The sequence below is a fragment of the Streptomyces sp. HUAS ZL42 genome, from assembly GCF_040782645.1.
In the GTDB taxonomy this organism is placed as follows: Bacteria; Actinomycetota; Actinomycetes; order Streptomycetales; family Streptomycetaceae; genus Streptomyces.
This window is the reverse complement of sequence record NZ_CP160403.1, coordinates 4262986-4274083: the sequence shown is the minus strand read 5'-3', so window position 1 is coordinate 4274083 and position 11098 is coordinate 4262986. Positions and strand designations below refer to the sequence as shown.

Below are 11098 nucleotides of genomic sequence, written 5' to 3'. Positions count from 1 at the left end.
TTTCTGGCGTCGACTTACTTACTCCGAAGTAGGGTTACCGGGGGTAAGTCTAGGTCACGGCGGAGGAGCAGGTCGAGATGAGCACCTTGAAGGCGCCGGAAGTCCGGCGCGTCGCGGTCATCGGCGGCGCGCGCATCCCGTTCGCACGCTCGGACGGCCCGTACGCCACCGCCTCGAACCAGGAGATGCTCACGGCGGCCCTCGACGGCCTCGCCGCGCGGTACCGCCTCGACGGCCCGGGCGCCGTGGGCGAGTTCGTCGCCGGTGAGGTCCTCAAGCGCAGCCGCGACTTCAACCTGACCCGCGAGACGGTCCCCGGCTCGGTACTGGACCCGCGCACTCCCGCGTACGACATCCAGCTACGAGTTGCGGCGCCTGCTGCCGGAGGCGCGGCGGGCGAAGTCGCTCGGCGGGTCAAGATCGGCTCAATAAGCCTTCAAGTCAGCCGGGTTGACGAGGCGTAGAGGCGGCCCCGTGAGTTCCCCGATGCTGCACACCCCTGGCTCCAGAACACCCCGGAAACGGCACAACCTCCCCACCTGGACCCCGTACGATCTCCTGCCTAACCGGCGGTAACCCCTCTCTGGAGGGAAATGCCGGTGAACGCCTCGGTGTGCGAGGAACGTACGTCATGGCAGCAAGCAGTTTCGTTGCTGCACGCCCAGGGAGCCGCCCGTGTCCACCCCGTACCCCACCCCCACCTCCGCCACCTACGACGACGCTCCCCCCACCCTCGTGGCGCCCGAGACCCGCCGACTGGACGGAGCCGTCCGGGAGGCATCCGTGCCGCCGTTCGCGCAGCCGGTACGGCACGGGTCGCTCGCCGACCTGCCCTTCGAGAACGCGAGCGCCGTCCCCGACGCCGTCGTCCTGAGCCGCAAGGCGCAGGACGGACAGTGGGGGGACGTGACGGCGACCCAGTTCGCCGACCAGGTGCTGGCCCTGGCCAAGGGCCTGGTCACCGAGGGCCTGATGCCGGGCGACCGGATCGCCGTCATGGCCCGTACGACGTACGAGTGGACGCTCCTCGACTTCGCCGCGTGGGCGGCGGGCCTGGTGACCGTCCCCGTCTATCCCACGTCCTCCGTCTTCCAGACCCGCTGGATCCTCCAGGACTCGGGCGCCGTCGCCCTGGTGACCGAGACGGTCGCGCAGGCAGCGGCCCTCGGCCCGGAGCGGGACCATCTGCCCGACCTCCAGCACATGTGGGTCCTGGAAAAGGGCCACCTGGACCGCCTCGCGGAGCTGGGCGAGCGACTGCCGGACCAGGAAGTCTCCGTACGGCGCGGCATGCTGGGCCCGGACACCCTCGCGACCCTGATCTACACCTCCGGCACCACGGGCCGCCCCAAGGGCTGCGCGCTCACCCACGGCAACTTCTTCGCCGAGGTCGACAACGCGATCGAACTCCTCTACCCGATCTTCAAGGCCAGATCGAGCGAGGAGGTCTCGGTCCTCCTCTTCCTGCCGATGTCCCATGTGTTCGGCCGGATGGTGGCCATCGCGTGCATCCGGGCGCGGGTGAGGCTGGGCCACGCGCCCAGCCTCAAGGCGGAGGATCTGCTGCCGGACCTGGCGAGCTTCCGACCGACCTGTCTGCTGGCCATCCCCTACATGCTGGAGAAAATCTTCAACTCGGCGCGGGCGAAGGCGGAGGCGGGCGGCCGGCTGTCGACCTTCGACCGGGCGGCGTCGGTGGCGCAGCGATACGGCGAGGCGGTGGAGGCCCGCGCGACGGGCACGGGTTCGGGCCCCTCCGCCGCTCTGCGCGCGGCCCGCGCCTTCTACGACCCCCTCGTCTACCGGCGCATCCGCAACGCCATGGGCGGCCGCGTCCGCCACGCCATCTGCGGCGGCTCCCCGCTGGGCCGCCGCCTGGCCGCGTTCTACGCCGGCGCGGGCATCGAGATCTACGAGGGCTACGGCCTGACGGAGGTGACGGGGGCATCGACGGTGACACCGCCGCAGAAACCCCGCCTGGGGACCGTGGGCTGGCCCCTGCCCGGCACGAAGATCCGTATCGCCGCGGACGGGGAGATCCTGATCGCCGGCGATCACGTACTGCGCGGCTACTGGGACCCGGCGGCCGGCGGGGTGGTCCCCGCGGCACCGGACGGCTGGCTGGCGACCGGTGACATCGGCGAGCTGGACGACGAGGGCTACCTCACCATCACCGGCCGCAAGAAGGAGATGCTGATCACGGCGGGCGGCAAGAGCGTGGCACCGGCGCCGCTGGAGAACTGGCTGCGCTCCCATCCGCTGATCTCGCAATGCATGCTGGTGGGCGACGCCCGCCCCTATGTCGCGGCGCTCATCACCCTGGACATGGACGGCATCACCCACTGGCGCCAGATGAACGGCAAGCATCCCGTCCCGGCGGAACTCCTGGTGGACGACGACGAGTTGAGGTCGGTGCTGCAGCGGGCGGTGGACGAGGCGAACAAGATGGTCTCCCGCCCGGAGTCGATACGGGGATTCGTCGTGCTGCCGGTGGACTTCACGGAGGTGTCCGGCCATCTGACGCCGTCGATGAAGCTGCGGCGCGAGGCGGTCATGCGGGACTTCGAGCAGGAGATCGAGGAGCTGTACGCGAAATAAGGGGGTTCGCGGCGCGGGCGTCGTCCGGGGAGGATGCCAGGGTGGACCGCATCGAGTTCCTCCAGTGTCCGCGCTCCGAGAGCCCCGGGCAGCCGCTCTGGGGCGTACGGATCGACGGCACGGACCTGCGGGTGCCGGCAGCGGAGGCGACGCGCGAGCTGTGGCACCCGGAGCCGGCGGACGAGTTCGAGACGCCGGAGGAGGAGGCCGACTTCGTGCTGGGCCGGCACGACGGCCTTCCGGTCCCCGAGTTCGGGACGGACCGCGCAGGCCCGGCACACTTCCTCACCGGCTCCGGCAGCGCCCCGGTGCTCGGCTGGGCCCGTACGTGTTCGCTCGTGAGGAGTACGAGGCGGCGCCGGCCGATCCGATACGTCATTGACACAGCGGACGCACGGCGCCCCGCCCCAGCCGGGCTCCCGGGTGTCACACCTTGGCGCCCGCGTTGCTCAGGGCCGTGTCCGCCAAGCGGTCGGCCAGGGCGGCGAAGGCGGTGCTCAGGGGCTTGTCCGTGGTACGGGTGGCGTAGGTCTGGAAGACGATCGCGGCCGTGGCCTGAATCGCGGGGGCGACGAGGTTTCCGTCGACGGCGAGCGCCTGCTGGAGCTGGACCGGCACGGGCCACTTCTTGGGCCAGGGAACCTTGGGCGGCTTGGGGCAGATGTCGTCCCCCACCTCTTTGAGGATCTCCGCGGGTTTCCGGCCGGCCAGGCTCGCGGCGATCGTGGCCTCCGCCACCGAGACGGACATGTCACGGATCGCACGCCACAGGGCCTCGCGGGGCGGCAGTGGCTGCGGGTTCAGGGCCACCTCGTCGACGTCCGTCGTGGAACGGACGGTACTCAGGCCGCCGTTGACGACGGGTGGCTGGGGCGGGTTGATGATCTCCCACCACCGGGGATCGAGATGGGCCATGAGCTCGAGAAGGCGGGCGGTCTGCGCTGAGCTGGATGCGGTTGCCATGGTGGCTCCTTTCGCCGGTTCGACAGCGCGAGACAGTACGAGTCGCTTGTACTGCTGTTCGGGCATTCACTCGATCGAGGGCGCGGTGGTTCAGGCACCCGTCACCAGGTCCAGCCACTCCTCGGCGGTGCCCTGGACCTGCGGATGCTTGTCTCGGAATCCCTCCCAGTCCACGGACTCGGGGAGCGCCACGTCCAGCGGGGGTGTGTCCGCGTCCGTCAGCAGATCGCGTGCCTCGTGGCGGAGCACCGCGCGGCAACTCGCCGCGTGGGGGCATCCGTACGACGGCGACGCGAACCACGCCGCACAGCAGGTCGTCGCCGAGCCGGCCGCCAACGCGGTGACCCACGGCCGCGTACCCGGACGCGACTTCGAACTCCGTCTCCTGCTGCTGCCGGAGGGCCACGCTGCGTATCGAGGTGAGTGACGCGCGCGGCGCCCGGCAACTTCGGTTCGTCACCGAGCCGGACGCCGATGGAGGACGAGGCCTGCTTCTCGTGTCGCTCCTCGCCATCACCTGGGGTGTCGCCGAGCGTGACGTGGCCAAGACGGTCTGGGCCGAACTCCCCCTCAAGGAACCGGAGTCGCGCTCCGTCGGCGCATCGCGACGACCGTGTCCGCGAAGGCCCGCGCCGGTGGACTGAGCGCTTCCCAGCGGCGCACGGCCCAGCCGACGGGCAGGGGGCGCAGGCCGGGGAGGGGGATCAGGCGGAGGTCGCCGTCGCCGGGGACGGTCAGGCCCGGCAGTACGGGAACCACCGCCCGCCCCACCCCGAGCTCCGCAAGGAGGAGCGCGGTGTCCCAGTCGGCGACGCTCGTGTCGTACGCGAACCGGACCCCCAAGTCCGCGCAGGCCGACTCCAGATGGGCGGCGGAGACCGAGTTCGGTGGGAGGCGGATCGGCCGCAGGTCGCACACCTCGGCGACATCGACCTGCGGACGGTCCGCGAGCGGGTCGTCGGCCCGCACCGCCAGCACCCACGGCAGGTCCACGACCCGCCGCTGTTCGATCCCCCGCACCGGCGGCCCGAGCGTGATCCACGCCAGGTCGAGCGTGCCGTCCGCCAGCGCGTCGAAGCTGCCTCGTCCCGAACTCACCGTGCGGAACTCGAGGTTGACCTTGGGACGACGTCGCCGGTACTCGACGACCGCGTCCGACATGAAGTGCCGTACCGTCGTCGCCCCGGTCGCCACGCGCACGTACCCGCTCCCGCCGTCGACCAGGTCGCGCAGCTGCCGTACGGCCAGATCGAGCCCTGATATGCCCTCGGCCGCCGCGGCTTCCAGCACCCGGCCCGCCTGCGTGGGTACGACACCCCGCGGCTGGCGCTCCAGGAGGGCGACCCCGGTCTCCCGCTCCAGACGCTTGACGTGCTGGCTCACCGCGGACTGCGTACAGCCCAGGTCCCGGGCCACCGCGCTGAGGCTGCCGGCCCGGCACACGGCCACGAACACGCGCAGGTCGTCGAGGGTCATGCCCCAAGCTAACACTTGGGTGTGGCCATAAATCCCAAGGATTGACTGGGCTTCCGCCTCTGTACGACGATCTCCGCAGGGCCCTGGGCGGCAACCCGCTCCACGCCCCGCCGGGATCCGGATCGACGGCGGGGGAGGGGGCGGGTGCCGACCCGACGTACGACCCCGAGGCGATGAAGGGACTCGGCACGTGCAGCACAGCGTGGTCACCCAAGCCGACGGCTTCCTCCGGGAGCTGGGCGCCGAGGACATCCCGCACCCCGGCGGTACGCTCCTGGCCCACCTCCGACGCGTCCGGACCCGGCTCGCCTCCTGGGACGCCCGCCCCGCCCTCCAACTTGCCGGCCTCTGCCACGCCTTCTACGGCACGGACGGATTTCCCACCCCCCTGCTCCCGCTCGACCGCCGTAGCGACCTCGCGGCCGTGATCGGCGCCGAGGCCGAGGCGGTCGTGTACTTCTACGCGAGCTGCGACCGCAAGGCGAGCTATCCGAACCTGGCGGCCCCCGGCGCCCTCTTCCACGACCGCTTCACCGGTCAGCCCCACACGCCCGCCCCGCGTTTCCTCCGCGACTTCGCCGACCTCACCGCCGCCAACGAACTCGACCTCGCCGCCCACGACCCCGCCTTCCGTGAACGGTACGGCCCCGAGCTCCTCGCCCTGTTCACCCGCTTCCGGCCACTGCTGAGCGAGGAGGCATGGGGCGACTGCCGGGCTGTCCTGGGGCGCGGGGCCGGGTCACAATGATCAACGTCCGGGACGATCCATGAGGCGCGCTCTTGACTTCACAAGGCCGTCGCGTCACATTCGCATTTCTGACACTTCGTCAGGTATGTGGAGCAGCGCCTTCAGGTTGGAGCGAGCCGATGACTCCCAGCACAACCTCTGCGAGACGCACCACCGCTTCCCCGTCCCGGAGACAGGTGCTCGGCGTCGCCGCGGGCGCCGGCGCCGCGGCAGCGGTCGGGGCGAGTCCGGCGGCCTCGGCCGACCTCCCCCTCCTCGGCACGTACGACGTCGTCGTCATCGGCTCCGGCGCGGCCGGTATGACCGCCGCGCTCACCGCCGCCAAGCAGGGGCTGAGCTGCGTGGTGGTCGAGAAGGCCCCGACCTTCGGCGGCTCCGCCGCCCGTTCGGGTGCCGGAATCTGGATCCCCAACAACCCGGTGATCCTGGCCGCCGGTGTCCCGGACACACCCGCCAAGGCCGCCGCCTACCTCGCCGCCGTCGTGGGGCCGGACGTCCCCGTAGATCGCCGGGCGGCCTTCCTCGCCCACGGGCCCGCCATGATCTCCTTCGTCATGGCCAACAGCCCCCTGCGCTTCCGCTGGATGGAGGGCTACAGCGACTACTACCCGGAGCTGCCGGGCGGGCTGCCCAACGGGCGTTCCATCGAGCCCGACCAGCTGGACGGGAACATCCTCGGCGCCGAACTCGCCCGCCTCAATCCGCCGTACATGCAGGTCCCCGCCGGGATGGTCGTCTTCAGCGCCGACTACAAGTGGCTCGCCCTGGCCGCCGTGAACGTCAGGGGCGCCGTCGTCGCCGCCGAGTGCCTGGCCCGTGGGACGAAGGCCGCCCTGCTCGGGCAGAAGCCGCTCACCATGGGGCAGTCGCTGGCGGCGGGACTGCGGGCCGGGCTGCTGGCCGCGCAGGTGCCGGTGTGGCTCAGCACCCCGCTCACCGACCTCATGGTGGAGAACGGCCGTGTCACGGGTGCCGTCGTCGCCCGCGACGGCGCGCCCGGCCTGGTCCGCGCCCGGCGCGGTGTCGTCGTCGGCTCCGGCGGCTTCGAGCACAACGCGGCCATGCGCGCGCAGTACCAGCAGCAGCCCATCGGGACCGAGTGGACCGTGGGCGCGAAGGAGAACACCGGGGACGGGATCCGGGCGGGGCAGCGGATCGGCGGGGCCCTCGGGCTGATGGACGACGCCTGGTGGGGGCCTGCCGTCCCGCTGCCCGGACAGCCGTACTTCTGCCTCGCCGAACGCACCCTCCCCGGCGGGCTTCTGGTCAATGCGGCCGGATCCCGCTTCGTCAACGAGGCCGCCCCGTACAGCGATGTCGTGCACATCATGTACGAGCGCAACCCGACCGACCCCGACATCCCGGCCTGGCTGATCGTCGACCAGAACTACCGCAACAGGTACCTCTTCAAGGACGTCGCCCCGACCCTGGCCTTCCCCGACGACTGGTACAGCTCGGGGGCCGCCCACAAGGCCTGGACGCTCGACGCCCTGGCCGCCTCCATCGGCGTCCCGGCGGCCGCCCTGCGCGCCACCGTCGACCGCTTCAACTCCCTTGCCCTGCGGGGAAAGGACACGGACTTCCGGCGCGGCGACAGCGCCTACGACCACTACTACACCGACCCGTCCGTCCTCCCCAACTCCTGCCTCGCGCCCCTGTGGCTGCCCCCGTACCACGCCTTCCGGATCGTCCCCGGCGACCTCGGCACCAAGGGCGGACTCCTTACGGACGCCCGGGCACGCGTCCTGCGGCCGGACGGCTCGGCGATCCCCGGTCTCTACGCCGCCGGCAACGCGAGCGCCGCCGTGATGGGCCACAGCTACGCCGGCGCCGGATCGACGATCGGCCCGGCGATGACCTTCGGCCATGTCGCGGCACTGGACATCGCGGGCCGCCTGTGAAGCGTCGGGGGCGTCTCCTCAGGCCGACTGCGACCGCGGTTTGCGGGCGATCAGGAAGGCCTGGGGGACGACCTCGCCGAGATCGTCGTCCGGTTCGCGAACCGTCCGGGAGCGGAGGACGAAACCGGCCGACTTCAGCAACTCGATGACGTGTTCCGGCCGCCGCCGAAGGAAATCGAGCGACACCGGGTGCCCCCAGGGGCTGTCGTGGCGGCGCGGCTCGTCGCCGACCTGGAAGCCGAGCAGCAGATGGCCGCCCGGGGCCAGCACACGGTGGAACTCGGCGAAGAGGGCCGGGAGCCGGTCCACAGGGGTGTGGATGGACGAGTACCAGGAGACGACCCCGGCGAGGCCGCCGTCGGGAAGGCCCGAGTCCAGCATCGAGCCCCGTTCGAAGCGCAGGCCCGGGTTCTCGCGGCGGGCGATCGCCAGCATGGACTCCGAGAGGTCGAGGCCGAAGACCGACAGGCCCCGCTCGGCCAGGTACGCCGTCGCCCTGCCCGGTCCGCAGCCCATGTCGGCCACCTCGCCGCCGGCGCCCACCAGTTCGGCGTACGTCGTGAGCAGCGCCCGCTCCAGCGGCCTGGCGGCGTACTCGTCGCGGAAGCGGTCGGCGTAGTCCTCGGCCACGGCGTCGTAGAAGGTCCGGGTGGCGGTCAGGAAGTCGGTGTCGGTCATGGGCGGGGACCCTATACGCCCCCGCTGACAGCCGGCCGCCTCAGTCCACCAGGTCCGCCGCCGTCAGCAGCCGCGTCAGGTCCGTTCGGGAGCGCACCCCCAACTTCCGGTAGATCCGGGTGAGATGGGACTCGACCGTCTTGCGCGACACGAACAGCGAGGCCGCCGCCTCCGTGTTGTTCAGGCCCCGGGCCACCGCCCGAGACACCTGCAGTTCCTGCGGGGTGAGCTGGTCGAGGGCGCAGACCGGCGAGGAGGCCGCTGTGCGGCCGTCCGAGGCGGGTTCGCCGGGCCCGGCGCCGACGGCCGCCCGGGAACGGGTGTGCAGCGCGCCGGTGCCGACCTCGGCGAGGGCCTGGAAGGCGGCGAAGCGGTGGGCGAGCGGCGCCCGGCCCAGGACCAGGGGGCGCAGCACGGGATGGTGGAAGTCCAGGCCCTCGGCGGTGGCCCGGATCAGGCCGTCCTCCTCGGCGGGGGCCAGTGCCTCAAGGGACAGGCCGGCCGTCTCCAGCGCCTTGCACAGCGCGCCCGTCTCCCCGGACCGGCTGGCGGCGAGCACGACCAGCGCCCGGCGGGCCTGGTCCTGGAGCCGGTCGATCCGGGTCGACCAGGCGCGTTCGAGGTGGCGGCCGAGCGAGGGCGGGTCGAGGAGGGGCTGGTCGCCGCGGGCCTGTCGTACCGTCAGCCCGGCGGCGATCTCGAGCAGCGCCAGGGGATTGCCGCCGCTGATGCGGACCAGCTCGGCGAGTACGGCGGGGGCGACCTCGTGGCCCCTCGCGCGCAGCAACTCCGCGCACTCGGCGGTCGCGAGCCCGCCCAACTGGACGGTGGGGACGCCGCGTCGCGGCCCGCACTCGCCGTGGTCCTCGCGGGAGCCGAGGACGAGGGCCACCCGCTCACCGGCCAGCCGCCGGGCGATGAAGAGCAGCACGCGCTGCGAGGAGGGATCGACCCAGTGCAGGTCGTCGACGAGGACGACCACCGGGCGCGCGTCCCCGAGCGCGGCCAGCACGTTCAGGGCGCCCATGCAGGCCGCGTACGGATTGCCGGGTGGCTGGCCGCCGTCCCCGGACAGGGCGAGGCAGGACTCCAGGGCCGACCGCTGCGCCCCCGGGAGTTCCCTGAAAAGGGAGGAATGGGGCATGAGCAGGTCGCCGAGCGTGGCGAACGGCAGTACGGTCTCCGTCTCCACGCCCCGGGCCCGCAGCACGGTCGCCGCGCTCCCGCACGCCTGCCGGTCCGCGTGGTCGAGCAGACTCGTCTTGCCGATTCCGGGTTCGCCCCACAGCAGCAGGGCCGCACCGCCGTCCCGCCCCGCGACCAGCAGGTCGTCCATCCTTCCGCGTTCCCGCTCCCGGCCCACCAGCGCGGTCTGCGTCCGCCGTGGTGCGTTCCGGTTGCCCGGTTCCGGAGGTCCCCCGTGCATGCTCACCCCCCGGGCGCGTTCGCTGCCGTACCGTGCGCGGACGGCAGGCGCGCCTTGCGCCTTCATGATGCTCCTCGGCGGACGGGCCAAGAAGGCGAACGACCAAGCTGAGTCGGGGCGCTACGGCGGCTGCCGGGCGCACGCGGGGGCGGACGGTACGAGGGGTCGTACGCCTGGGGACTGCGCCATTGGCAGTGCGCCGGGTCCCGGACCCGGCCCCCTGGGGTGAGGGCCGTCCAGGTTCAGGGAATTCCCCGAAGCGGTCCCGGGCGGGCCGCGTCTTGAATGAGCCGTGCACGTGCCGCCGGAGCATGCACCGGCGGACGGGTGGGGTGCGGGACACAGGACGCGGAACGGGGGAGCGGCCGCTGCCGCATGCCGCGAACCGGCACCGGACAAGGGGGATCTCCGGGGCCAGGTCCCCTTCTGCACGACTTTCCCCCTCGGCCTTCCTGCGCGCAGGCCATGGAGAGATCCGGGTCCGTGCGGGATCCGGAGCGGAAACGGGGAACCGACATGCCGAATTCCATCAAGATCATTCTTCTCGCGTTCGGCGGCCTGATGCTCCTGGTCGCCCTGCTGGGCAGCGGGTTCTCGGTGCGGGAGATCTCGTTCCCGCCGATGAGCCCCATCATCCGTACGACGACGGTCGTGGTGGGGGCCGGGCTGATGGCGACGAGCATCGTGCTGTTCGGGACGGAGGGAGACGACCGGGTGGGCCCGACGCCGTCGCCCTCGCCCACGACCTCGGGTCCGTCCACGACCAGCCCGCCCCCGAGCAGCCCGGGGCCCTCCACCCCGGAACCGCCACCGCCGGACGACAGCACGCCCCCGACCGTGCTCGCCGACGAACCGCTCGACGCGCAGGCGCTGCTGCAGCATGTCCCGGCGGACATCAGGGACAGCTGCACCCAGGGGACGCGTGATCTCGGCGAGAGCGCACCCGTGTACCTGGAGTGCGATCCGACCGGCGGAGTCCCGGACGCGGTCTGGTACATCCAGTTCACCGACACGTCGAGCATGAACACCTGGTACAACGGCGACGTCGACGACTACGGGCCCTACGAGTCGGACTCCTGTGACACAGGGGCGGACGTTCCGGGAGAAGGCACCTACTACGTCGGTGACATGGCGGTCGGACGCAAGGCCTGCTACGTCGACTCCGACGGCTACGTCAACATCGACTGGACCGACGAGCGCCTCAACATCGCCGGCATGGCCTTCGCCTCCCCCGACGAGTACGCCGCGTTCCACGACTGGTGGCTCGAGGCGGGCCCCGTCATGACCGAGAGCGTGTGAGGGGCGCGA

At 71.9% G+C, this 11098-nt stretch carries 9 protein-coding genes and 2 pseudogenes; 6 read left to right on the top strand and 5 right to left on the bottom strand.

Annotated elements, in window-relative coordinates; genetic code table 11:
• Nucleotides 1–77: 77 nt before the first annotated feature.
• Both ABZO29_RS19455 and ABZO29_RS19450 read left to right on the top strand, forming a co-directional pair.
• Nucleotides 78–359, top strand: a pseudogene (locus ABZO29_RS19455) (acetyl-CoA C-acyltransferase); the annotation flags it as partial.
• A gap of 316 nt (nucleotides 360–675) precedes the next feature.
• Nucleotides 676–2598, top strand: coding sequence for a long-chain fatty acid--CoA ligase (locus tag ABZO29_RS19450; protein WP_367321459.1), 1923 nt, complete (start codon nucleotides 676–678; stop codon nucleotides 2596–2598).
• Nucleotides 2599–3024: 426 nt separating this feature from the next.
• On the opposite strand, the gene ABZO29_RS19445 is transcribed toward ABZO29_RS19450, so the two are convergent.
• Complete coding sequence (locus ABZO29_RS19445; protein WP_367321458.1) at nucleotides 3025–3561, bottom strand: hypothetical protein; 537 nt, start codon at nucleotides 3559–3561, stop codon at nucleotides 3025–3027.
• A gap of 90 nt (nucleotides 3562–3651) precedes the next feature.
• Complete coding sequence (locus ABZO29_RS19440) at nucleotides 3652–3810, bottom strand: hypothetical protein (RefSeq protein ID WP_367326428.1); 159 nt, start codon at nucleotides 3808–3810, stop codon at nucleotides 3652–3654.
• Here ABZO29_RS19440 and ABZO29_RS19435 point away from each other — a divergent pair.
• Nucleotides 3767–4205: pseudogene (locus ABZO29_RS19435) on the top strand (ATP-binding protein). The gene ABZO29_RS19440 and the pseudogene ABZO29_RS19435 overlap by 44 nt on opposite strands.
• Here ABZO29_RS19435 and ABZO29_RS19430 read toward each other — a convergent pair.
• A complete protein-coding gene (locus ABZO29_RS19430) occupies nucleotides 4132–5037 on the bottom strand; it encodes a LysR family transcriptional regulator (RefSeq protein WP_367321457.1) in 906 nt (301 codons plus the stop codon). The pseudogene ABZO29_RS19435 and the gene ABZO29_RS19430 sit on opposite strands and share 74 nt — an antisense overlap.
• Nucleotides 5038–5227: 190 nt before the next feature.
• Here ABZO29_RS19430 and ABZO29_RS19425 point away from each other — a divergent pair, with 190 nt between their 5' ends.
• Together ABZO29_RS19425 and kstD are read left to right on the top strand one after the other, a co-directional pair.
• A complete protein-coding gene (locus ABZO29_RS19425; protein WP_367321456.1) occupies nucleotides 5228–5785 on the top strand; it encodes a DUF6817 domain-containing protein in 558 nt (185 codons plus the stop codon).
• A gap of 119 nt (nucleotides 5786–5904) precedes the next feature.
• Complete coding sequence (gene kstD, locus ABZO29_RS19420; RefSeq protein WP_367321455.1) at nucleotides 5905–7686, top strand: 3-oxosteroid 1-dehydrogenase; 1782 nt, start codon at nucleotides 5905–5907, stop codon at nucleotides 7684–7686.
• A gap of 18 nt (nucleotides 7687–7704) precedes the next feature.
• Here the strand turns inward: kstD and ABZO29_RS19415 are convergent, their stop codons facing one another.
• Together ABZO29_RS19415 and ABZO29_RS19410 are read right to left on the bottom strand one after the other, a co-directional pair.
• Complete coding sequence (locus tag ABZO29_RS19415; protein WP_367321454.1) at nucleotides 7705–8364, bottom strand: methyltransferase domain-containing protein; 660 nt, start codon at nucleotides 8362–8364, stop codon at nucleotides 7705–7707.
• A 40-nt stretch (nucleotides 8365–8404) separates the two neighbouring features.
• Nucleotides 8405–9856, bottom strand: coding sequence for an AAA family ATPase (locus ABZO29_RS19410; RefSeq protein WP_367321453.1), 1452 nt, complete (start codon nucleotides 9854–9856; stop codon nucleotides 8405–8407).
• A 450-nt stretch (nucleotides 9857–10306) separates the two neighbouring features.
• Here ABZO29_RS19410 and ABZO29_RS19405 point away from each other — a divergent pair, with 450 nt between their 5' ends.
• Nucleotides 10307–11089, top strand: coding sequence for a hypothetical protein (locus ABZO29_RS19405; RefSeq protein WP_367321452.1), 783 nt, complete (start codon nucleotides 10307–10309; stop codon nucleotides 11087–11089).
• Nucleotides 11090–11098: the final 9 nt, after the last annotated feature.

Coding starts and splice junctions, on each gene's coding strand:
- ABZO29_RS19415 (WP_367321454.1), bottom strand. CDS start 8,364: ATGACCGACACCGACTTCCTGACCGCCACCCGGACCTTCTACGACGCC.
- ABZO29_RS19405 (WP_367321452.1), top strand. CDS start 10,307: ATGCCGAATTCCATCAAGATCATTCTTCTCGCGTTCGGCGGCCTGATG.
- ABZO29_RS19430 (WP_367321457.1), bottom strand. CDS start 5,037: ATGACCCTCGACGACCTGCGCGTGTTCGTGGCCGTGTGCCGGGCCGGC.
- kstD (WP_367321455.1), top strand. CDS start 5,905: ATGACTCCCAGCACAACCTCTGCGAGACGCACCACCGCTTCCCCGTCC.
- ABZO29_RS19410 (WP_367321453.1), bottom strand. CDS start 9,856: ATGAAGGCGCAAGGCGCGCCTGCCGTCCGCGCACGGTACGGCAGCGAA.
- ABZO29_RS19445 (WP_367321458.1), bottom strand. CDS start 3,561: ATGGCAACCGCATCCAGCTCAGCGCAGACCGCCCGCCTTCTCGAGCTC.